This window comes from Kitasatospora sp. NPDC127121 (assembly GCF_042677305.1).
Taxonomy (GTDB): Bacteria; Actinomycetota; Actinomycetes; order Streptomycetales; family Streptomycetaceae; genus Kitasatospora.
The window spans coordinates 13,123-38,810 of record NZ_JBHXTQ010000065.1; the positions used below are offsets into that span (position 1 = coordinate 13,123).

Sequence of the window (25,688 nt, forward strand, 5' to 3'; positions counted from 1 at the left end):
CCACCCGCCCGCCGACCGCGTGACGCCACCGCGGTCGGCGCGCCCCGGCGCGTCCTCACGCCTGCCCACATTCCTGGAGGTACCCCCATGTCCCGTCGCGACGGCGACACCCTTCCCCTGACAGCGGCCCAGCGCGAGATCTGGCTGGCCGAACAACGGGCCCGCACGGCGATTCCGGCCTACCGCATCGGCGATTACCTGGAGATCCACGGCCCGGTCGACCCGGACCTGTTCGCGACCGCGCTGCGCCGCGTCGTCGACGAGGTCGACGCCCTGCACGTGGGTTTCGTCGACGGTGCCGAGGGCCCACACCAGGTCGTCCGCGCGCACACGCGGTGGGAGCCCGCGCAGGTCGACGTCAGCGGGGAGGCCGAGCCGCTCGCGGCGGCCCGGGAGTGGATGGACCGGGACCGGCTCCGGCCGCTGGACCTCGCCCGCGACCCGCTCTTCCGCTACGCGCTGATCACGCTGGCGCCGGACCGGTCCGTCTTCTACCAGAGCTACCACCACCTGGTGATGGACGGGTTCGGGTACTCCGTCGTGGGCCGGCGGGTGGCCCAGGCGTACACGGCGCTCGCCGAGGGGCGGCCGGTGCCGCCGTCCCCGTTCGGCTCGCTGGGCGACCTGGTCGCCAGCGACGAGGCCTACCGCGACTCGGAGCAGTACCTCGCCGACCGTGCCTACTGGACTGGACGGTTCGCCGACCGGCCGGCGCCGACCCGGCTGTCGGAGCGCCGGCCGGGCGGCCCCTCCGCGCGGTTGCGGCGCACCTCGCCGGCCGGACCGCTGCGCCCCGGGGCACTGCGCGATGCGGCCGAGCGCCTGGGGGTCCGCTGGTCCCGCGTCGTGCTGGCGGCGACGGCGCTGTACGCGCACCGGCTCACCGGGGCCCGGGACGTGCTGCTCGGCCTTCCCGTCACCGGCCGGGTGGGCGACCCGGTGCTGGCGGTGACGCCCGGCGCGGTGTCGAACCTCGTGCCGCTGCGCCTGTCGGTGCGGCCGGACCTGCCGTGGTCGGAACTGGTCGAGCAGGTGGACCGGGAAGTCGCCGCCGCGCTGGCGCACCAGCGGTACCGCAGCGAGGACCTGCTCCGGGACCTCGGGCAGGCCGGCACGATCGAGACGGCGTTCCCACTGGTCGTCAACATCATGTCCTTCGACTCCGAACCGAGCTTCGCCGGGCAGCCCGCCACGGTGTACGCGCCCCTGGGTACCTCCGCCGACGACTTGGCGGTCTGGGCCGTGGGCGGGCGCGACGAGTACGCCCCGAGGATCGAGCTCGGAGCCTGCGCGGAGGTGTGCACGGAGAGTGAACTCCTCGGCCACCAGCGGCGTTTGCTCGACCTGCTGGACACCCTCGCGGACTGCGACCCGCAGCAGCCGCTCGGCCGCATCGGCCTGATCGGGGCCGACGAGCAGCGCGAACTGCTGGCCCTCGGCACCGGGCCGACGGTCGAGCTCCCGGCCGAGACCCTGCCGGAGCTGTTCCGCAAGCATGTGCGGGCGACGCCGGACCTGGTGGCGCTGGTGTGCGGGGACGTTTCTCTGACCTATGCGGAGCTGGACGAGCGGGCGAACCGGCTGGCGAACGCCCTGGTCGCCCGGGGCGCGGGGCCGGAGCGGCTGGTGGCGGTCGCCCTGCCGAGGTCGGCCGAACTGGTCGTGGCGATCCTCGCGGTGCTCAAGACCGGGGCGGCCTACGTCCCGCTCGATCCCGAATACCCGGCCGCCCGGATCGCACTCCTGCTCGATGACGCGTGCCCGGCCCTGGTGGTGACCGACACCCTCAGCGAGGGCCGGCTGCCGGGGGAGGGTTCCGTCGACCGGCTGGTCGTCGACGACCCGGCGACGGCCGACCTGGTGAGTGGTCTGTCAGCGGCTGACCCGATGGCGGCCGTCGACCCGGGCCACCCGGCGTACGTCATCTTCACCTCCGGCTCCACCGGCCGGCCCAAGGGCGTGGTGCCGACCCACGGCGGCCTGCTCAACCTGCTCACCGACCTCCGGCAGGTCCACTTTCCGCCGGCGATGGGCGGACGGCAGCGGCTGCGGGTGGCCCTGACGACGTCGGTGTCGTTCGATGCCTCGTGGAACCAGCTGCTCGCCCTGTTCGCGGGCCACGAGCTGCACGTCCTGGACTACGAGACCTGGATCGACCCCGACGCCTTCGTCGGCTACGCGGCGCGCCGCGAGCTGGACTACATCGAAGCCACCCCTTCCTACCTGCACGTCCTGGTCGCCCACGGGCTCCTGGGCGACCAGAGGTGGCGTCCGGCGCTGGTCGCGGCCGGTGGCGAGGCCGTCCCGGAGCGGCTGTGGGAAGAACTACGGTCGGCGGACGGGGTCTCCTGCCTCAACCTCTACGGACCGTCCGAGTGCACTGTCAACCCGGTGATCGCCTCCGTGGGATCGAGTCCGCGCCCGGTCATCGGCCGGCCCGCCGGCAACGTCCGGTTGTACGTGCTCGATGGTGCCCTGCGGCCGCTGCCGGCCGGTACGCCGGGAGAGCTGTACGTCGCCGGGTCCTGCCTGGCGCGCGGCTACCTCAACCGGCCGGGCCTGACCGCCGGGCGGTTCGTGGCGGACCCGTTCGGTCCGATTGGCACGCGGATGTACCGCACCGGCGACCTGGTGCGGTGGGGCACGGACGGGAACCTGGAGTTCCTCGGGCGCACGGACGAGCAGGTCAAGATCCGGGGCTTCCGGGTGGAGCTCGGCGAAGTCGAGGCCGTCCTCGCCGAGCACCCGCAGGTCGCCCGGGCCGCCGCCGTGGTGCGCACCGAGGACGAGCCCCGACTGGTCGCCTACGTCGTCCCGACCGCCGGGGATCGGGTCGAGCCGGACGGGCTCCGCGCCCACCTGCGCGAACGGCTGCCGGAGCACCTGGTGCCCGGCGCGTTCGTCCTGCTGGACGGGCTCCCGCTGACGCCCACCGGAAAGCTCGACCGCCAGGCGCTCCCGGCCCCAGGCCCGGCGCCGGTCACCGCCGGACGGGCCCCGCGCAGCGCGGCCGAGCAGGTGCTCGCCGGCCTCTTCGCCGACGTCCTCGGCGTGTCCGGGGTCGGCGCGGACGACAGTTTCTTCGACCTCGGCGGGCACTCACTGCTGGCCACCCGGCTGATCGCCCGGGCCCGCTCGGTGCTCGGCGTGGAGCTGGCCCTGGCCGACCTGTTCGACGCGCCGACCGTCGCGGGCCTGGCGGCGACCGTGGACCGGGCAGGCCGGGCGCGGCCCGCGCTGTCGCGACGCGAGCGGCCCGACACGGTGCCGCTGTCCTTCGCGCAGCGCCGGCTGTGGTTCCTGCACAGCATGGAGGGGCCCGGCGCCACCTACAACGTGCCGCTGGCCCTGCGCCTGTCCGGGGACCTCGACCGGCGGGCCCTGGAAGCCGCACTGGCCGACGTCGTCGAGCGGCACGAGAGCCTGCGCACCGTCTTCCCGGTGGTCGACGGCGAGCCGTGCCAGCGGGTGCTGGACCCCGACGCCGCCCGGCCCCGGCTGCGCGTCACCGCGGTCGCCGCGGGCGACCTGCCGCAGCGGCTGGCGGAGGCGGCCCGGCACGGCTTCGACTTGGCGGCCCAGCCCCCGCTGCGTACCGAGCTGTTCGAGCTGGGCGCGGACGAGCACGCCCTGCTGCTGGTGGTGCACCACATCGCGGGCGACGGCTGGTCGATGGGCCCGCTGGCGCGGGACCTGACCGCCGCGTACGCCGCACGGGCGGCGGGCGGGAAGCCCGAGTGGGCCCGACTGCCCGTCCAGTACGCCGACTACACCCTGTGGCAGCGGGAGCTGCTCGGCGCGGAGAGCGACCCGGACAGCCTCCAGAGCCGGCAGCTCGCCTCCTGGTCGCAGCGGCTCGCGCGGCTGCCGGAACAGACCGAGCTACCCTTCGACCGGCCCCGGCCGGCCGCGATGTCCTTCCGGGGAGCGCAACTGCCGGTCCGGCTCGACGCCGACCTGCACCAGGGCCTGCGCGAGCTCGCCCGGGGCGGCGGCGCCAGCCTGTTCATGGTGCTCCAGGCCGGGCTGGCCGCCCTGCTCGGCAAGCTCGGCGCCGGCACCGACGTACCGATCGGCACCCCGATCGCCGGGCGCACCGACGAGGCCGTGGACGAGCTGGTCGGCTTCTTCGTCAACACGCTGGTGCTGCGCACCGACCTGACCGGCGACCCGACCTTCGCCGAACTGCTGGGCCGGGTCCGGGCCGGTGCGCTGGCCGCGTACGCCCACCAGGACCTGCCGTTCGAGCAGCTGGTGGAGGCGGTGAACCCGACCAGGTCGCTCGCCCACCACCCGCTCTTCCAGACCATGCTCGCCCTGCAGAACGCGCCCACGGGCACCTTCGACCTGCCTGAGCTCCAGGTGACGAGCGAACTGGTCGCCACCGGTACCGCCAAGTGCGACCTGACCTTCATCCTGACCGAACGGCCCGGCGAGGACGGCCTGTCGGGCGTGCTGGAGTACAGCACCGACCTCTTCGACGAGGCCACCGCGGCCGACCTCGTCGAGCGCTGGCTGCGTCTGCTGCGGGCCGTGGCCGCCGACCCGGGCCGCCGGATCGGCCGGATCGACGTGCTGTCGCCGGAGGAGCTGCGCGAACTGCTGCCGTCCGCGGCGGGTGCCGAGGACGACACTCCGCAGAGCACCATCACCGCGCTCGTCGAGGAGCGGGTGCGGGCCGACCCGGCGGCGGTCGCGGTGGTGTGCGGCGAGTCCGCGCTGACGTACGGCGAGCTGAACGCCCGGGCGAACCGGCTGGCCCACGCGCTGATCGGCCGGGGTGTGGGGCCGGAGCAGCTCGTCGCCCTGGCGCTGCCGCGCTCGGCCGAGCTGGTGGTGGCCGTCCTGGCCGTCCTCAAGGCCGGCGCCGCGTACCTGCCGGTCGACCCGCAGTACCCGGCGGCCCGGATCTCCTACCTGCTCCAGGACGCCCGCCCCGCGCTGTTGCTGACGACTCGTCAGATCGGTGACCTGCCCGGCGCGGAGTCCGTGGACCGGCTCCTGCTGGACACCGCCGACCTGGACGGCCTGCCGGACACGGACCCCGCCGTCGCCGTCGATCCCGGTCACCCGGCGTACGTCATCTACACCTCGGGCTCCACCGGGAAGCCCAAGGGCGTGGTGGTCCCGCACCGCAACGTGGTGCGGCTGTTCGGCACCACGCGGGCGCTGTTCGACTTCTCCGCCGAGGACGTCTGGACGCTCTTCCACTCCTACGCCTTCGACTTCTCGGTCTGGGAACTGTGGGGCCCGTTGCTGTACGGCGGCCGGCTGGTGGTCGTGGACTACGAGACCAGCCGCTCGCCCGGCCGGTTCCTGGAGCTCCTCGCCCGCGAGCGGGTGACGGTGCTCAACCAGACGCCGTCCGCCTTCTACCAGCTGATGCAGGCCGACGCCGAGCACCCGTGCGAACTCGCCCTGCGGACCGTCGTGTTCGGCGGCGAGGCCCTGGAGCCCGCCCGCCTGGCGCCCTGGTACGAGCGGCACCCGGACGACGCGCCGCGGCTGGTCAACATGTACGGCATCACCGAGACCACCGTGCACGTCACTTACGCCGCGCTCGACCGCTCTGCCGCGACCGCGGGGGCGGCCAGCGTGGTCGGCGCCGCCATCCCCGACCTGCGCGCCTACGTGCTGGACCCCCACCTGCGGCCGGTGGCCCCGGGCGTGGCCGGCGAGCTGTACGTGGCCGGTGCCGGGCTGGCGCGCGGCTACCTGAACCGGCCGGGCCTGACCGCCGGGCGCTTCGTCGCCGACCCGTACGGGCCGGCGGGCAGCCGGATGTACCGCAGCGGCGACGTGGTGCGCCGGGCCGTGGACGGCAGCCTGAGCTTCGTCGGCCGGGCCGACCAGCAGGTGAAGGTCCGCGGCTTCCGGATCGAGCTCGGCGAGATCGAGGCGGCCCTGGCCGCGCACCCCGGCGTCGCCCAGGCCGCCGTCCTCGCCCGGCAGGACCGCGCCGACGACACCCGGCTGGTCGGGTACCTGGTGCCGGCCGCCGACGTGGCCCCGCGCTCGGCCGAGCTGCGCGCGTACCTGCGCGAGCGGCTGCCGGAGTACATGGTGCCCTCGGCGTTCGTCGAGCTGGACGCGCTGCCGCTGACCACCAACGGGAAACTGGACCGCCGGGCGCTGCCCGCACCGGAACTCGTCTCGGCGGGGGCGGGAGCCGGTCGCGCACCGCGCACCCCGCAGGAGCAGATCCTCTGCGAGCTGTTCGCCGAGGTCCTCGGGGTGGCCGAGGCCGGCGTCGAGGACAGCTTCTTCGACCTCGGCGGGCACTCCCTGCTCGCCACCCGGCTGGCCGCCCGGGTCCGCGCGACCCTCGGGGTCGAGCTGGAGCTGCGCACCCTGTTCGAATCCCCGACCCCGGCCGCGCTGGCCGCCGCCCTCGTCGGCGCCCGCCGCGCCCAGCTGGCCCTGGCGCCCTACCCGCGCCCGGAGCGGACCCCGCTGTCGTTCGCCCAGCGCCGGCTGTGGTTCCTGCACCAGCTGGAGGGCGCCAGCGCCAACTACAACGTCCCGCTGGCCTGGCGGCTGACCGGACCGCTCGACCGCGAGGCGCTCACAGCGGCGCTGGCGGACGTGGTGGCCCGGCACGAGAGCCTGCGCACGCTCTTCCCGGCCGTGGACGGCGTGCCGTACCAGCAGGTGCTGGACGTCGTGGCGGCCCGCCCCCGGCTGCACCTGCGCCGCACCACCGAAGCGGAGCTGGACGCCGTCCTGGCCACGGCGCTGGCCTGCCGGTTCGACCTGGGGACGGACCTGCCGCTGCACACCGAGCTGTTCGAACTGGCACCGGACGAGCACGTCCTGCTGCTGGTGGTCCACCACATCGCGGGCGACGGCTGGTCGCTCGGCCCGCTGGCGCAGAACCTGACCGCCGCCTACGCGGCGCGCCGCCGGGGCGAGGAGCCGTCCTGGGAGGCGCTGGCCGTCCAGTACGCCGACTACACGCTGTGGCAGCACGAGCTGCTGGGCGACGCCGCCGACCGGGGCAGCCTGTTCGCCCGGCAGGCGGACTACTGGACCGGGCAGCTCGCCGGCCTGCCGGAGCAGCTCCAGCTGCCCACCGACCGGCCCCGCCCCGCGATGGCCTCGCACCGGGGCGACTTCGTGCGCAGCGGACTGGACGCGCAGCTGCACCAGGGCCTGCGCGAGCTCGCCCGCGCGCACGGCACCAGCCTCTTCATGGTGCTCCAGGCGGGGCTTTCGGCCCTGCTCAGCAAGCTGGGTGCGGGTGAGGACATCCCGGTCGGCAGTCTGATCGCGGGCCGGACCGACCAGGCGTTGGACGAGCTGGTCGGGTTCTTCGTCAACACGCTGGTGCTGCGTACCGACACGAGCGGGGACCCGACCTTCGCCGAACTGCTCGGCCGCGTCCGGGACACCGCGCTGGCCGCGTACGCCCACCAGGAGCTGCCGTTCGAGTACCTGGTCGAGGCCCTCAACCCGGCCCGGTCGCTGTCCCACCACCCGCTGTTCCAGGTCATGCTGGTGCTCCAGAACGCCCCGAGGGCCGACTTCGCCCCGCCCGGGCTGGAGATCGGCGAGGTCAAACTGACCACGACCACCTCCAAGCTCGACCTGATCTTCTCGATGTCCGAGCGGCACTCCGAGGACGGCGCCCCCGAGGGGATCGACGGATTCGTCGAGTACGCCTGCGACCTGTACGACCGGGCGACCGTCGAGACGGTGATCGCGCGGTGGGTGCGCCTGCTCACGGCGGCGGTCGCCGACCCCCGGCGACGGCTCAGCCGGCTCGACCTGCTCTCCGCCGAGGAGCGGCACGCACTGCTGCCGGCGGGACCGGTCCCCGCGACGACGGCCGAGACCACCGGGCTGCCCGCGCTGTTCGAGGCCCAGGCGCGGGAGCGGCCGGACGCGGTCGCGGTGGTGTGCGGCGAGGCCGCGCTGACGTACGGCGAGCTGAACGCCCGGGCCAACCGGCTGGCCCACGCGCTCATCGGGCGCGGGGTGGGGCCGGAGCAACTGGTGGCACTGGCCCTGCCGCGCTCGGCCGAGCTGGTGGTGGCCGTCCTCGCCGTGCTCAAGACCGGCGCCGCGTACCTGCCGGTCGACCCGGACTACCCGGCAGCCCGGATCGCCCACCTGCTCGATGACGCCCGGCCCGCGCTGCTCCTGACGGACCGCCGCAGCGGCGACCTGCCGGGCGCGGACGGCGTCGACCGGCTCCTGCTGGACACCGCCGACCTGGCCGGGCTGCCGGACACGGATCCGGTGGTCACCGTCGCACCCGACAGTGCCGCCTACGTCATCTACACCTCCGGATCCACCGGGAAGCCCAAGGGCGTGGTGGTCCCGCACCGCAACGTGGTGCGGTTGTTCGACGCGACCCGGCACTGGTTCGACTTCTCCGCCGAGGACGTCTGGACCCTCTTCCACTCCTACGCCTTCGACTTCTCGGTCTGGGAGATCTGGGGGCCGCTGCTGCACGGCGGCCGACTGGTCGTGGTGCCGTTCGACGTCACCCGCGCACCGGAGCGGTTCCTGGAGCTCCTCGCCCGCGAGCGGGTGACGGTGCTCAACCAGACGCCGTCCGCGTTCTACCAGCTGATGCAGGCCGACGCCGAGCACCCGCGCGAACTCGCCCTGCGCACGGTGGTGTTCGGCGGCGAGGCCCTGGAACCCGCCCGCCTGGCGCCCTGGTTCGAGCGCCACCCGGCGGGTGCGCCGCGGCTGGTCAACATGTACGGCATCACCGAGACCACCGTGCACGTCACCTACGCGGAACTGGACGGCGCGCACACCGCCGGCCCGGCGAGCGTCATCGGCACCGCGATCCCCGACCTGCGCGCCCACGTGCTCGACGCGTACCTCCAGCCGGTGCCCCCCGGCGTCGTCGGCGAGCTGTACGTGGCCGGTGCCGGGCTGGCCCGCGGCTACCTGAACCGGTCCGGCCTGACCGCCGGGCGGTTCGTCGCCGACCCGTACGGGCCGGCGGGCAGCCGGATGTACCGCAGCGGGGACCTCGTGCGCCGACGCCCGGACAGCGCACTGGAGTACGCGGGCCGGGCGGACGACCAGGTGAAGGTGCGCGGCTTCCGGATCGAGCTCGGCGAGATCGAGGCGGCCCTGGCCCAGCACCCGCAGATCCGCCAGGTCGCGGTGACCGCCCGGCAGGACCGCGCCGACGACACCCGGCTGGTCGCCTACCTGGTGCCCGTGGCCGGGGCGGCCGTCGAGCCGGACGAGCTCCGCGCCCACCTGCGCGAGCGGCTGCCGGACCACATGGTGCCGGCCGCGTACGTCGCCCTCAACGCCCTGCCGCTGACCGGCAACGGCAAGCTCGACCGGCGCGCCCTGCCCGAGCCCGACACCACCGGCGCCCCGGCCGGCCGGGCTCCGTACACCCCGCAGGAACACGTCCTCGCCGGACTGTTCGCGGAGGTGCTGGGGGTGTCGCAGGTCGGCGCCGACGACGACTTCTTCGCCCTCGGCGGGCACTCCCTGCTAGCCACCCGGCTGGTGGCCCGCGTGCGCGCGACCCTGGGCGTGGAACTGGAGCTGCGCAGCCTGTTCGAGACCCCGACGGTGGCAGGCCTGGCCGCCGGCCTCGGCGGGGCCGACCGGGCACGGCTCGCCCTGGGCCGCGCGGAGCGGCCCGACCGCGTGCCGCTGTCGTACGCGCAGCGGCGGCTGTGGTTCGTCGACCAACTGGAGGGCGCCAGCGCGATGTACCACATCCCGCTGGCCTGGCGCCTGACCGGCGACCTGGACCAGGACGCGCTGAGGGCGGCGCTCGGGGACGTCGTCGCCCGCCACGAGAGCCTGCGCACGGCCTTCCCCCAGATCGACGGCGTGCCGTACCAGCAGGTCCTGGACGCCGAGACGGCCCGGCCGCACCTGTCCGTCACCCGGACCGACGAGGCGGGCCTGCCCCAGGCGCTGACCGAGGCCGTGGGCCGCGGATTCGACCTGGCGGCCGAGGCGCCCGTGCGCGCCGAGCTGTTCCGGCTGGCGGCGGACGCGTACGTGCTGCTGGTGGTGATCCACCACATCGCGGGCGACGCCTGGTCGCTGGGCCTGGTGTCCGCCGACCTGTCCACCGCGTACGCGGCGCGGCTGCGCGGCGAGGAACCGGCCTGGGCGGACCTGCCGGTGCAGTACGCCGACTACACCCTGTGGCACGACCGGCTGCTCGGGGACCGCACCGACCCGGAGAGCCTGTTCGCCCGCCAGGCGGACTACTGGACCGGGCAGCTGGCCGGCCTGCCGGAGCAGATCCGGCTGCCCGCCGACCGGCCCCGCCCCACGGCCGTCTCCAGCAGGGGCGGACACCTCGCCGTCGAGCTGGACGCCGAACTGCACGAGGCGCTGGTCCGCTTGGGCCGTGAGCGCGGCGCGAGCGTCTTCATGGTGCTCCAGGCGGGGTTCTCGGCCCTGCTCAGCAAGCTGGGTGCGGGTGAGGACATCCCGGTCGGGAGCCTGATCGCGGGCCGGACGGACCAGGCGCTGGACGAGCTGGTCGGGTTCTTCGTGAACACGCTGGTGCTGCGCACCGACACGAGCGGGGACCCGACCTTCGCCGAATTGCTCGGCCGCGTCCGGGACACCTCGCTGGCCGCCTACGCCCACCAGGAGCTGCCGTTCGACCACCTGGTCGAGGCCCTCAACCCGGTCCGGTCGTCGGCCCGTCAGCCGCTGTTCCAGGTGCTGCTCGCGCTGCAGAACGCGCCGCGCTCCGCCTTCGAGCTGCCCGGCCTGGCCACCGAGCTCGTGCTGTTGCAGTCGCCCACCGCGATGTTCGACCTCTCCTTCCACCTGCTGGAGCGCGGCGGCACCGGCGGGGCGCCGGAGGGCATCATCGGCCACGTCGAGTACGCCACCGACCTGTTCGACCGGGCCACGGTGGAGACCCTGCTCGCCCGCTGGCTGCGGCTGCTCGCGGCGGCGGCGGCCGAGCCGGACCGGCCGCTGAGCCGGATCGACGTCCTCACCGCCGAGGAACGGCACGAACTGCTGGACGCGCGCAACGACACCGGGTGCCCGTACCCCGGCACCGGCCCGGCCGCGCTGTTCGAGGCGCAGGCCCAGGCCACCCCGGCGGCCGAAGCGGTGGTGTTCGAGGACACCGTGCTCACCTACCGGGAGCTGAACGCCCGCGCCAACCGGCTGGCCCACGCGCTCATCGGGCGCGGGGTGGGGCCGGAACGGATCGTCGCCCTGTGCCTGCCGCGCTCGGTACAGCTGGTGGTGGCCGTCCTCGCGGTGCTCAAGACCGGCGCCGCGTACCTGCCGGTCGACCCGGACTACCCGGCCGCCCGGATCGCGTACATGCTGGAGGACGCCCGGCCGGTCGTGGTGCTCGATGACCTCGCGGCCGTCGACGCGCCCGGGACGTACCCGGACACCGACCCGCTGGTCGCACCGGACGCCCGGCACCCGGCGTACGTCATCTACACGTCCGGCTCGACCGGCCGGCCCAAGGGCGTGGTGATGCCCTCCGGCGCCCTGACGAACCTGCTGCACTGGCACCACCGCGCCGTCGGCGGCGGGACGGGCACGCGCACCGCGCAGTTCACCGCGCTCAGCTTCGACGTCTCGGTGCAGGAGATGCTCTCCGCGCTGCTGTTCGGCAAGACCCTGGTGGTGCCGACCGACGAGCAGCGCCGCAGTGCCGAACTCCTCGCCCGGTGGCTGGAGCACCACCGGGTGGCGGAGCTCTTCGCCCCCAACCTGGTGATCGAGGCACTGGCGGAGGCGGCCGAGGAACACGGGCGGGACCTGCCGGACCTGCGGCTGATCGCGCAGGCCGGCGAGGCGATGCGCCTCGGCGGCGGACTGCGGCGCCTCCAGGCCCGCGGGCCCGGCCGGGTGCTGCACAACCACTACGGCCCGGCCGAGACCCACGTGATCACCGCCTTCCCGCTGCCGGCCGACCCCGCCGACTGCCCGCTGCCGGTGCCGATCGGCCGCCCGATCGCCAACAGCCGGGCGTACGTGCTGGATGCGGCCCTGCGGCCGGTCGCCCCCGGCGTCACGGGCGAGCTGTACCTGGCCGGGGCCGGGCTGGCCCGCGGCTACCTGAACCGGCCGTCCCTGACGGCCGGGCGCTTCGTCGCCGACCCGTTCGGGCCGGCGGGCAGCCGGATGTACCGCACCGGGGACCTGGTGTGCTGGCGCGCCGACAGGGAGCTGGAGTTCGCCGGCCGGGCGGACCACCAGGTGAAGGTGCGCGGCTTCCGGGTCGAGCCCGGCGAGATCGAGGCGGAGCTCGCCGCCCACCCCGGCGTGGCCCAGGTCGCGGTGCTCGCCCGCGAGGACCGGCCGGGCGACACCAGGATCGTCGCCTACGTCGTACCCGCGGCCGAGAGCGGGACCACGGCGCCGGTGCTGGCGTCGTACCTGCGCGAGCGACTGCCGGACTACCTGGTGCCGTCGGTGTTCGTGGTGTTGGCGGCGCTGCCGTTGACCCCGAACGGGAAGTTGGACCGGGCGGCGCTGCCGGCGCCGGAGGCGGGGTCGGTCGGGTTCGGTCGGGCGGCGCGGACGCCGCAGGAGCAGATCCTGTGCGAGCTGTTCGCGGAGGTGCTGGGCCGGGGCCAGGTCGGTGTCGACGACGACTTCTTCGATCTCGGCGGGCACTCGCTGCTGGCCACCCGACTGGTCTCCCGGGTCCGGGCGACCCTCGGGGTCGAGCTGGAGCTGCGCCGCCTGTTCCGGACGCCGACACCGGCCGGGCTCGCGGCCGGGCTGCACGACGCCGCCACCGCGCGGCAGGCGCTGGTGCCCCGGCCGCGCCGGGAACCGCTGCCGCTGTCCTTCGCACAGCGCCGCCTGTGGTTCCTGCACCAGTTCGGGGCGCCCAGCGCGACCTACCACATGCCGCTGGCACTGCGGCTGACCGGCGACCTCGACCAGGAGGCGCTGGGAGCAGCGCTGACGGACGTGGTGGCGCGGCACGAGAGCCTGCGCACGGTGTTCCCGCACACCGAGGGCGTCCCGCGCCAGCGCGTGCTGAGCGCTGCGGAGGCCACCATCCGGATCCCGGTGCGCCGGGCCGGCGAGTCGGAGCTGCCGGGGCTGCTGAGCGAGGCGGCGGTGCGCGCCTTCGACCTGACGGCGGACCTGCCCGTCCGGGCGCAGCTGTTCACGCTCGCCCCCGACGAGCACGTCCTGCTCGTCGTCCTGCACCACATCGCCGGCGACGGCTGGTCGATGAGCCCGCTCTCCCGCGACCTCGCGACCGCGTACACCGCCCGCCGGCGCGGCGACGCCCCGGGCTGGGCGCCGCTGCCGGTGAGCTACGCGGACTACACCGTGTGGCAGCACGAGATCCTCGGCGAGGAGTCCGACGCGGACAGCGCGTTCGCCCGCCAGGTCGGCTACTGGAGCCAAGCGCTCGCCGGGCTTCCCGAGCAGCTCGCGCTGCCCGTCGACCGGCCCAGGCCGGCGGTCATGACCTACGGCGGCGACCTGCTGGACATCCGGCTGCCCGCCGAACTGCACGCGGGGCTGGCCGAGTTGGCCCGGCGGTCCGGGAGCAGTCTGTTCATGGTGCTCCAGGCGGGCCTGGCGGCGCTGTTCACCCGGCTGGGCGCGGGGACGGACATCCCGATCGGCAGCCCGATCGCGGGGCGCACCGACGAGGCACTGGACGACCTGGTCGGCTTCTTCGTCAACGCGCTGGTGCTGCGCACCGACACGAGCGGCGACCCGAGCTTCCTCGAACTGCTGGGCCGGGTACGGGAGACGACGCTGTCGGCCTTCGCGCACCAGGACGTGCCGTTCGAGCACCTGGTGGAGGCGCTGAACCCGGCGCGGTCGATGTCGCTCCACCCGCTCTTCCAGACCGTGCTGGCGCTGCAGAACGCGCCGATGGGCGACTTCGAGCTGCCCGGGCTGACGGTCTCCGGGGTGCCGGTGCCGACCGGGACCTCGCGGGTCGACCTGACCTTCGGCCTCGCGGAGAACCGCGGGCCCGACGGCACGCCGGCCGGGCTGATCGGTGCGGTCGAGTACAGCACCGACCTCTTCGACCGGGGGACGGTCGAGGCCCTGGTCGCCCGCTGGGCCCGGCTGCTGGCCGCGGTCGCCGCCGATCCGGACCGGCCGATCGGTGCGATCGACCTGCTGGACGAGCGGGAGCGCGGGGAACTCCTGCCCGCCGCCGAGCCCGGGGTGGCCGGCGTGAGCCTGCCGGAGGCGTTCGCGGCGCAGGTGGCGGCGACGCCGGATGCGCCCGCGCTGACCGACGGGACAGTAGAGCTGACGTATCGTCAACTTGATGTCTGGGCCGTCCGGTTCGCGCATGCGTTGATCGCCCGTGGGGTCGGGCCGGAGCAGGTCGTGGCGGTGGCGCTGCCGCGTTCGGTGGAGTCGGTGGTGGCCGTGCTGGGTGTCCTGAAGGCCGGTGCCGCGTATCTGCCGGTGGACCCGTCGTACCCGGCGGCGCGGATCGCGTACATGCTGGAGGACGCCCGCCCGGTACTGGTGGTCGACGATCCGGCGCTGGTCGCCGAGGCGTGCGCGGTGTGCGAGGCGTCCGCCTGGCCGGACACCGATCCTGAGGTCGCGCTCGACGTCCGGCACCCGGCCTACGTGATCTATACCTCGGGTTCGACCGGTCGCCCCAAGGGCGTGGTGGTGAGCCACGGCGGGGTGTCGGGTCTGGTGGCGGCGCAGGTCGAGCGGCTCGGCCTGGCGCCGGGCAGCCGCGTCCTCCAGTTCGCCTCGCCCAGCTTCGACGCGTCGTTCTGGGACCTGTGCAGTGCCCTGCTGACCGGTGCCGCCCTCGTGCTGGCCCCGTCCGGGGCCCCGCTGGAGGCCTTGACGGACCGCCGGCTCGACGTCACCCATGTGACCCTGCCGCCCTCGGCCCTGGCCGCGCTGGACAGCACCGATGTCGCGGCCGGCACCCTGGTGGTGGCGGGTGAGGCGTGCCCGCCGGAGCTGGTGGCGCGGTGGGCGCCGGGGCGTCGGATGGTCAACGCGTACGGCCCGACGGAGACGACGGTGTGCGCGACGATGAGCGCCCCGCTGGCGGCGGGCTCCGGCGTGCCGCCGATCGGCCGTGCGGTCGCGGGCTTCCGGGTGTACGTGCTGGACGAGCGGCTGCGCCTGGTGCCGCCGGGCGTCGCGGGGGAGTTGTACGTCGCGGGGCCGGGGCTGGCGCGCGGCTACCTGAACCGGCCGTCCCTGACGGCGGGTCGGTTCGTCGCCTGCCCGTTCGGCGCGGTCGGCGAGAGGATGTACCGCACCGGTGACGTGGTGCGGCGCCGGGCCGACGGCGAGTTGGAGTACGTCGGCCGGGCGGACCAGCAGGTGAAGGTGCGCGGCTTCCGGGTCGAGCCCGGCGAGATCGAGACGGCCCTGACCGCGCACCCCGCCGTCGCCCAGGCCGCCGTCCTCGCCGACGGCGATCGGCTCGTCGGCTACGTGGCCCCGCGCCCCGGCGCCGACGCTCGCCCGGCGGAACTGGCGTCGTACCTGCGGGAGCGGCTGCCGGACTACCTGGTGCCGTCGGTGTTCGTGGTGTTGGCGGCGCTGCCGTTGACGCCGAACGGGAAGTTGGACCGGGCGGCGCTGCCGGCGCCGGATGCGGGCGTCGTCGGGGTCGGTCGGGCGGCGCGGACGCCGCAGGAGCAGATCCTGTGCGAGCTGTTCGCCGAGGTGCTGGGCCGGGGCCAGGTCGGTGTCGACGACGACTTCTTCGACCTGGGCGGGCACTCGTTGCTGGCCACCCGACTGGTCTCCCGGATCCGTTCGGCCCTGGGGGCCGAGGTCGGCCTGCGCGCGCTCTTCGAGGCGCCGACGGTGGCCGGCCTGGCGGCACGGCTCACCGAGGCCGACCGGGCCCGGCCCGCACTGGCACCGTACGAGCGGCCGCAGACGGTACCGCTGTCGTTCGCGCAGCGCCGCCTGTGGTTCCTGCACCGGATGGACGGAGCCGCCGCGGCCTACCACATCCCGCTGGCGCTGCGGCTGACCGGAACGCTGGACCGCAAGGCGCTGGAGGACGCGCTGGCCGAGGTCGTCGCCCGGCACGAGAGCCTGCGGACGGTCTTCCCGGAGCTCGACGCCGTGCCGTGCCAGCGGGTCCTCGACCCCGGGGCGGCCCGGCCCCGGGTGCGGGTGGCCGAGGCCGTGGAGGACGAGCTGCCGCAACGGCTCGCCCACGCGGCACGGCTCCCGTTCGACCTCGCGGCGGAACCGCCGCTGCGCGCCGAGCTGTTCGCGCTCGCGCCGGACGAGCACGTGCTGCTGCTGGTCATGCACCACATCGCCGGTGACGGCTGGTCCACCGGCCCGCTCGCCCGCGACCTCGCCGAGGCCTACGCTGCCCGCTGCCAGGGCCGCGAGCCGGACCGGGACGCCCTGCCGGTGCAGTACGCCGACTACACGCTCTGGCAGCGCGAGCTGCTCGGCGACCCGGAGGACCCGGACAGCCGGTTCGCCGGACAACTCCGCTACTGGACCGAGCAGTTGGACCGCCTTCCGGAGCGGATCCCGCTGCCCGCCGACCGGCCCCGGCCGGCCGTCGCCGGCTACCGGGGCGCCGTCTTCGGCCTTGAGCTGACCCCCGAACTGCACGCGGGGCTGGCCGAGTTGGCCCGGCGGTCCGGGAGCAGTCTGTTCATGGTGCTCCAGGCGGGCCTGGCGGCGCTCTACACCCGGCTCGGCGCGGGGACGGACATCCCGATCGGCAGCCCGATCGCGGGCCGCACCGACGAGGCGCTGGACGACCTGGTCGGGTTCTTCGTCAACACGCTGGTGCTGCGCACCGACACGAGCGGCGACCCGACCTTCGGCGAACTGCTGGAGCGGGTGCGGGAGACCGCGCTCGCCGCCTACGCCCACCAGGACGTGCCGTTCGAGCACCTGGTGGAGGCGCTGAACCCGTCCCGCTCGCTCGCGCACCACCCGCTGTTCCAGACGATCCTCGCCGTGCAGAACGCGCCGATGGGCGAGTTCACGCTGCCCGGCCTCCAGGTGTCCGCCTTCGCCGTGCCGACCGGGACGGCCAAGTTCGACCTCGGCTTCAACCTGAGCGAGCGGTTCGGCCCCGACGGCAGCCCGGACGGGATCGTCGGCGTGGTCGAGTACGCCACCGACCTGTTCGACCGTTCGACGGTCGCCGCCCTCGTGCGGCGCTGGACGCTCCTGCTGGAGGCGGTCACCGCCGATCCGGACCTGGCGATCGGGGGGATCGACCTCCTCGACTCCGACGAGCGGATTCGGCTGCTGGAGCGGGGCAACGCGACTGACCGTGAGGTGGGCGCCGTGCCGGTGCCGCAGGCGTTCGCGGCGCAGGTGGCGGCGACGCCGGACGCGCTCGCCCTGGTGTCCGGTGGTGCCGAGCTGACGTACCGCGAGCTGAACTCCCGGGCGAACCGGTTCGCGCATGCGCTGATCGCCCGTGGGGTCGGGCCGGAGCAGGTCGTGGCGGTGGCGCTGCCGCGTTCGGTGGAGTCGGTGGTGGCGGTCCTGGGTGTCCTGAAGGCGGGTGCCGCATACCTGCCGGTGGATCCGGCGTACCCGGCGGCGCGGATCGCGTACATGCTGGAGGACGCCCGCCCGGCGCTGGTGGTCGATGATCCGGCGCTGGTGGCCAAGGCCTCCGAGGCCGCCGAGGCCTCCGAGTCGCCGGACACGGATCCCGTGGTCGCTCTCGACGTCCGGCATCCGGCCTACGTGATCTATACCTCGGGTTCGACCGGGCGCCCCAAGGGCGTCGTGGTCGCCCACGGCGGCGTGGCCAGTCTGGTCGCCGCCCAGATCGAGCGGTTCGCGATCGACTCCGACAGCCGGGTGCTGCAGTTCGCCTCGCCGAGCTTCGACGCCTCGGTGTCGGAGGTCTTCACCGCCCTGCTGTGCGGTGCGGCCCTGGTGCTGCCTCCGGCGGCGGAGCCGGTCGCCGCGCTGACGGACCCGGGGCTCGCGGTGACCCACGCGACCGTGCCCCCGTCCGTCCTGGCGGCCCTGCCGGAGGGCGCGGTGACGGTGTCGACCCTGGTGGTGGCGGGCGAGGCCTGCCCGCCGGAGCTGGTGGCGCGCTGGGCGCCCAGGCGGCGGATGGTCAACGCGTACGGCCCGACGGAGACGACGGTGTGCGCGACGATGAGCGCCCCGCTGGCGGCGGGCACCGGCGTGCCGCCGATCGGCCGGCCGATCGCCAACGCCCGGGTGTACGTGCTGGACGAGCGGCTGCGGCCGGTGCCGCCCGGCGTGCCCGGGGAGCTGTACGTCGCCGGCGTGGGGCTGGCGCGCGGCTACCTGAACCGGCCGTCCCTGACGGCGGGTCGCTTCGTCGCCTGCCCGTTCGAGGCGGGCGGGAGCCGCATGTACCGCACCGGGGACGTGGTGCGCTGGCTGGGCGACGGGCAGTTGGAGTACGTCGGCCGCGCCGACGAGCAGGTGAAGGTGCGCGGCTTCCGGGTCGAGCCCGGCGAGATCGAGACGGCCTTGGCCGAGCACCCTGCCGTCGCCCGGGCCGCGGTCCTCGCCCAGGACGACCGGCTCATCGGCTACGTCGTCCCGCGCCGGGACACCGGCCGCGACGACAGCCGCGAAGCCGACCACGTGGGCGAGTGGCGGGACATCTACGACGCCCTGCCCATCACCCCCGAGGAGACCGCCTTCGGCCAGAACTTCGTCGGCTGGAACAGCAGTTACGACGCGAGCCCGATCCCCGTCGAGCAGATGCGGGAATGGCGGGACGCCACCGTGGCCCGCATCCTGGCCCTGCGCCCCCGCCGGGTGCTGGAGGTCGGCGTCGGCACCGGACTGCTCCTCTCGCAGATCGCACCGCACTGCGAGACCTACTGGGCGACCGACTTCTCCGCCACCGCGATCGACGCGCTGGCCGCCCAGGTCGCCCGGCAGGAGCAGCTGGCCGACCGCGTCGTCCTGCACACCCGCCCGGCACACGACACCGACGGCCTCCCGGTCGGGCAGTTCGACACCATCGTCATCAACTCGGTGGTGCAGTACTTCCCCTCCGCCGACTACCTCGCCGACGTCATCGGGAAACTGATGCAACTGCTCACCCCCGGCGGCGCGCTCTTCGTCGGCGACGTCCGCAACCTGCGACTGCTGCGCCCGCTGGCCACCGCCGTCCAACTGCACCGGGCCGCCGACGGCGCCGACTTCACCGCGGTGCGCCGCGCGGTGGAGCAGTCCCTGCTGGTGGAGAAGGAGCTCCTGGTCGACCCGGACTTCTTCACCGTCCTGCGGGAGAACGGCGCGGACGCTGGCGCGGTGACGGTGGAGGTCAAGCGGGGCCGCCACCACAACGAGCTGACCCGCTACCGCTACGACGTCACCCTGCGCAAGCAGCCCGCCACCCCGGCGCAGGGCGACGAGCCGGTCGAACTCCGCTGGGGCCGGGACGTGACCGCTCTGCCGGAGCTGTGCGAGCTCCTCGGGCGGCACGACGGCCGGCCGGTCCGGATCACCGGGGCACCCAACCGCCGCGTGGTCCGCGAGGCGGCCCTGGCCCGGGCCGTGCAGGAGGAGGACCTCCCGCTCGGGCCGCTGCTGGAGCGGCTGCGCGCCCCGCAGGAGGACGCGGCGCCCGATCCTGAGGACTTCCACGCCCTCGGGGACGCGCTCGGCCGCCGGGTGTCCGTCACCTGGTCGGCCACCGGCCCGGACGCCCTGGACGTGCTCTTCGGCGGCGCACCAGGCGGCGCACCCGACGGCGCACCCGGCGACGCCCCGGCCGAGGCGTACCGGCCCACCCGGGGCACGGGCGCGGCGCTGTCCGCGCTCACCAACCGCCCGGCCGGAAAGCGCGGTGCCCCGGCCCTGGCCGCCGAACTCCGGAGCTGGCTGGGCGCCCGGCTGCCCGACTACCTGGTGCCGTCGGCGTTCGTCGTGCTGGACGCGCTGCCGCTGACCGCCAACGGCAAGCTCGACCGCCGCGCGCTGCCCGCCCCCGACCTCGGGGCGGCCGCCGGCGGCCGGGCACCGCGCACCCCGCAGGAGCAGCTCCTCGCCGAACTCTTCGCCGACGTGCTCGGCCTGCCCCACGTCGGCGTCGAGGACAGCTTCTTCGACCTCGGCGGCCACTCGCTGCTGGCGACCCGCCTGGCCTCCCGGGTCCGGGCCGTCCTCGGCGCCGAACTGGAGATCCGGACGCTGTTCGAGCACCCGACCGTGGCCGCCCTGGCGGGCCGCCTCGACGGGTCCGTCACCGAGCGGCCCGCGCTGACCGCCCGCCCGCGCCCCGAGCGGCTCCCGCTGTCCTTCGCCCAGCGCCGCCTGTGGTTCCTGCACCGCATGGACGGGCCGAGCGCCACCTACAACATGCCGCTCGCCCTGCGGCTGACCGGCGACCTCGACCGGGAGGCGCTGGCGGCAGCGCTGGCGGACGTGGTCGCCCGGCACGAGAGCCTGCGCACCGTCCTGCGGGAGACGGACGGGGCGCCCCACCAGCAGGTGCTGGGCGCGGACGAGGCGCACCCGCCGCTCCCGGTGGTCGAGCTCGACGAGAGCCGGCTGGCCGAGCGGCTCGCCGAGGCGGCCCGGCGCGGCTTCGACCTGGCCGCCGAGCCGCCGATCCGGGCGGAGCTGTACGCGCTCGCCCCCGGGCGGCACGTCCTGCTGGTCGTGGTGCACCACATCGCCGCCGACGGCTGGTCGATGGGCCCGCTCTCCCGGGACCTGGCCACCGCCTACGCGGCCCGCTGCCAGGGCGGGGCACCGCAGTGGTCCCCGCTGTCGGTCCAGTACGCCGACTACACCCTGTGGCAGCGCGACCTGCTCGGCGAGGCCGCCGACCGGGGCAGCCTGTTCACCCGGCAGCTCGGCTACTGGAAGGAGGAGCTGGCGGGCCTGCCGGACCAGGTGCGACTGCCCGCGGACCGGCCCCGGCCGGCCGAGGCCTCCCAGCGCGGCGGCCGGATCGAGGTCCGGCTCGACGAGGACCTGCACCAGGACCTGCGAGGCCTCGCCACCGCGCACGGCGCCAGCATGTTCATGGTGCTCCAGGCCGGCCTCGCCGCCCTGCTCACCAGGCTCGGCGCCGGCACCGACATCCCGATCGGCAGCCCCATCGCCGGGCGCACCGACCAGGCGCTGGACGACCTCGTCGGGTTCTTCGTCAACACGCTGGTGCTGCGCACCGACACCGGCGGCGACCCGGGCTTCGCCGAACTCGTCGGCCGGGTGCGGCAGAAGGCGCTGGCCGCCTACGCCCACCAGGACGTGCCGTTCGAGTACCTGGTCGAGGCCGTCAACCCCACCCGGTCGCTGGCCCACCACCCGCTGTTCCAGGTCATGCTCGGCCTGCAGAACGCACCGGCGGGGGAGTTCACCCTGTCGGGCCTGGAGACCGCCCACCTGGAGGCCCCCACCGGCACCGCCCGCGTCGACCTGACCGTCAGCCTGGCCGAGCAGTACGGTCCGGACGGCAGCCCGGCGGGCGTGCTCGGCGCGGTCGAGTACGCGACCGACCTGTTCGACCCGGCCACCGTGGAGCTGCTGTTCGCCCGCTGGGTGCGGCTGCTGCGCGCGGCCGCCGCCGAGCCGGACCAGCCGATCGGCCGGCTCGACCTGCTGTCCGGCGAGGAACGCCGCGAACTGCTGGTCGAGTTCAACCGGACCGACGCCGAACTGCCCGAGGCCGCCCTGCCGGAGCTGTTCGCCCGCCGGGTGCGGGCCACGCCGGACGCGGTCGCGGTCGTCGCGGACGACGCCGAACTGACCTACCGCGAGCTCGACAGGCGGGCCAACCGCCTGGCCCGGGCCCTGATCGGCCAAGGCGTGCGGTCGGAGACCCCGGTCGCGGTGCTGCTGGAGCGCTCGGCGGACGTCGTCGTCGCGGTCCTGGCGATCGTCAAGGCCGGCGGCGCGTACGTCCCGCTCGATCCGCGGTTCCCGTCCTCCCGGATCGACCTGATCCTCCGGGAGACCGGCGCGGCCCTGGTGCTCACCGAGGACGTGCTGACCGCGCTGAGCCAGGCCGAGACCGATGACTCCGACCCGCAGATCCCGTGTGATCCCCGGCAGTTGGCGTACGTGATGTACACCTCCGGTTCGACGGGACGGCCGAAGGGCATCGGGGTGACCCACCGGGACGTCGCGAGCCTGGCGTTGGACCCCTGCTGGGCGAACGGCAGTCACCGGCGCGTCCTGATGCACTCCCCGACCGCCTTCGACGCCTCGACCTACGAGATGTGGACGCCGCTGCTCGGTGGCGGTCGGGTCGTCGTCGCGCCGGCCGGCCAGCTGGAGGTCGGCACGCTGGCGCGGACCATCAGCCGGCACGACGTCACGGGGCTGTTCCTGACGGTCGGGCTGTTCCACCTGGTGGCCGAGCAGCAGCCGGACTGCTTCACGGGGGTGCGCGAGGTGTGGACGGGCGGCGACGTGGTGTCGCCGGCTGCGGTCGCCAGGGTGATGGGGGCGTGCCCGGGGACCGCGGTGGTCCACGTCTACGGGCCGACCGAGACCACCACCTTCGCGATGTCCCAAGCCCTGGGCACACCGCCCGACCTCGCCCGCGCCCTTCCGCTCGGCCAGCCGATGGCGAACATGCGGGTCTACGTGCTCGACGCGGGGCTGCGACCGGTGCCGCCGGGCGTGGCCGGCGAGCTGTACCTCGCCGGGGCGGGCGTGGCCCGGGGCTACCCGGCCCGGCCCGGCCTGACCGCGGAGCGGTTCGTCGCGAACCCGTACGGGCCCGAAGGGCAGCGGATGTACCGCACGGGTGACCTGGTCAGGTGGCAGGCCGACGGCACCTTGGAGTTCGTCGGCCGCGCCGACGAGCAGGTCAAGCTGCGCGGGTTCCGGATCGAGCCCGGCGAGGTCGAGGCACTCCTCGCCGCCTGCCCGGGCGTGGCCCAGGCGGCCGTCGTCGCCCGCGAGGACCGGCCGGGCGACAAGCGCCTGGTCGCCTACCTGGTGCCCGCCGCCGAGGGCGCGCCCGCGCCGGACGGCCTCGCCCGCCGGCTCGGCCGCGAACTGCCCGACTACATGGTGCCGTCGGCCTTCGTCACCCTCGACGCGCTGCCGCTGACCGCCAACGGCAAGCTGGACCGGGCCGCGCTGCCCGCACCCGAGTCCGGGGCGACGGGCGTCGGCCGCGGCCCGCGCACCCCGCAGGAGCAGCTGCTGTGCTCCCTGTTCGCCGAGATCCTCGGCCGGGAGCAGGTCCACCTCGACGACAGCTTCTTCGACCTCGGGGGGCACTCGCTGCTGGCCGCCCGCCTGGTCTCGCGCATCCGCGAGACGCTGGGCGTCCCGGTGGGCCTGCGCACCCTGTTCGAGGCCCCCACCGTGGCCGGTCTGACCAGCCGGCTGGCCATGGACGACGCCGAGGACGCCTTCGACGTGGTGCTGCCCCTGCGGTCCACCGGCACCCGCCCGCCGCTGTTCTGCATCCACCCCGGCGGCGGCATCAGCTGGTCCTACTCCGGTCTGCTGAACCACATCGGCCCGGAGTACCCGGTGTACGCGATCCAGGCACGCGGCCTCGCGCACGCCGAGACCCTGCCGACGTCGTACGAGGAGATGGCGGCCGACTACGCCGACCAGATCCGCAAGGTCCAGGCCGACGGCCCCTACCGGCTGCTCGGCTGGTCCGCCGGCGGGCTGATCGCCCACGCGATCGCCTGCGAGCTCCAGGCCCGCGGCGAGCGCACCGAACTGCTGGCGACCCTCGACGCCTACCCGGTCAAGGACGTGGTGCTCGACGACTCCGCCGTGCCCACCGAGCGGGACGTGCTCGTCGGCATCCTCGACTGCGACCCCGCCGAACTGGGCGAGGGGCCGCTGTCCTACGCCGAGGTCGCCGAGATCCTCCGCCGCCGGGGCAGCGCCCTGGCGCACCTGGACGAGCGGCGCATCGAGGCCGTCGTCCGGATCATGATCAACAACGCCGAGCTGGCGGTCGCCCACGCCCCCGGCCGGTTCGAGGGGGACCTGCTGCTGTTCAACTCCACGATCGACCGCACCGAGGACTCGGCCGGCGCCGGCACCTGGCGCCCGTACGTCACCGGCCGGATCGACTCCCACGACATCACCACCCGCCACGACCGGATGACCCAGCCGGGCTCGCTGGCCCAGATCGGACCGATCGTGGCCGCCCGCCTCGCCGAGGTCACCGGCGACACCGCCCTTTCCCACCAGGAGGACTGACCCATGACCAACCCGTTCGACGACCAGGACGCCACCTTCCTCGTGCTCGTCAACCAGGAGAACCAGCACTCGCTGTGGCCGCAGTTCGCCGACGTCCCCGAGGGCTGGACCGTCGCCCACGGCCCCGACAGCCACGCCGCCTGCCTGGAGTACGTCGAGCAGTCCTGGACCGACATGCGGCCCAGGAGCCTCGCCGACGCCATGGACGCCAGGAAGTAGCGCGGCCGACGTGACCTCCACCGACACCCTCGGCACCGACGCCCCGGCCGAGGCCCGTGCCACTGCGGGCCCGGCCGGGCCGTCCGGCGACCTCGCCGCGGCCCTGTACACGCCCGAGGCCCGCCGCGACCCGTACCCGTTCTACGCCCGCATGCGGCGCGAGAGCCCGGTCCACCGCAGCGACCAGGGCATCTGGTACCTCACCCGGTACGCCGACATCGACGCCGCCCTGGGCGACCTGCGCCTGTCGAACGACCGGGACCGGATGACCCGGGCCCTCAGCGGCCTGGGCGGCAACCTGAAGGCCCTGAGCCGGCTCACCGACCGGCTCGGCCGGGTGATGACCAACACCGACCCGCCGGACCACGCCCGGCTGCGCAAGCTCGTCAACCGGGCGTTCACCGCCCGGCGGGTCGAGGCCCTGCGGGACGGCATCCAGACGGTCGTCGACGACCTGATCGACCGAGCCGTGGCCCAGGGGCCCGCCATGGACTTCATCGAGGCGGTCGCCTCCCCGCTGCCCCTGGCCGTCGCCTGCGAGCTGTTCGGCATCCCGCCCGAGGACCGCCCCGAAGTCAAGACCTGGTTCCGCCGGATCGGCAACCTGACCGCCGACATCGAGCAGGCCGAGGCCGCCGTCGACCAGTACGAGGAGTACCTGTCCCGGCTCATCCGGCAGCGCCGCGAGGATCCGGGCGACGACCTGATCAGCGCCCTGGTCACCACCCAGGCCACGGACGACCGGCTCACCGACTCCGAACTGCTGTCCACCTGCTTCGTCCTCATCACCGCCGGGGACGAGACCACCGCCAACCTGATCGGCAACGGCACCCTCGCCCTGCTGCGCCACCCCGACCAGCTGGCCCGGCTGCGCGAGGACCCGGCGCTGATCCGCACCGCCGTCGAGGAGCTGGCCCGCTACGACACGCCGACCCAGGCGATCGTCCGGGTCGTCGCGCAGGACGTCGAGATCGGCGGGCGGACGCTGCGCGAGGGCGAGCTGGTGTACCTGTTCCTCAGCGCGGCCAACCGCGACGAGGACCGCTTCGAGGACCCCGACCGACTCGACCTGGCGCGCACCCGCAACCGGCACCTGACCTTCGGCACGGGCCCGCACTTCTGCCTCGGCGGACCGCTCGCCAAGCTCCAGACCGAACTGGCGGTCGGCACCCTGGTCCGCAGGCTCCCGGGCCTCGCACTCGCCGACGGGACGGCCCTCGACTGGCGGCCCAACCCGCTGCAACGGCACCTGTGCGCACTGCCGCTCACCTACTGAACGACAACCTCGTCGGACGACAAGCCCGTCGAACGACAAGCCCGTCGAACGACAAGACCACCGAACGACAAGACCATCGACTGCG

General features: G+C 74.7%; 3 protein-coding genes. All 3 read left to right on the forward strand.

Features of this window, described 5'->3' with window-relative positions:
• Positions 1-87: 87 nt before the first annotated feature.
• The 3 genes from ACFVHI_RS27190 to ACFVHI_RS27200 are packed head-to-tail and all read left to right on the forward strand — an operon-like array spanning position 88 to position 25,603.
• A complete protein-coding gene (locus ACFVHI_RS27190) occupies positions 88-24,108 on the forward strand; it encodes a non-ribosomal peptide synthase/polyketide synthase (RefSeq protein WP_380343657.1) in 24,021 nt (8,006 codons plus the stop codon).
• A 3-nt stretch (positions 24,109-24,111) separates the two neighbouring features.
• On the forward strand, positions 24,112-24,327 hold the full coding sequence (locus tag ACFVHI_RS27195) for an MbtH family protein (protein WP_063352348.1): 216 nt from the start codon (positions 24,112-24,114) through the stop codon (positions 24,325-24,327).
• Positions 24,328-24,337: 10 nt separating this feature from the next.
• Entirely contained in the window at positions 24,338-25,603 is a 1,266-nt protein-coding gene (locus ACFVHI_RS27200) for a cytochrome P450 (protein WP_063352347.1), read from the forward strand.
• The last annotated feature ends 85 nt before the right edge of the window (positions 25,604-25,688 follow it).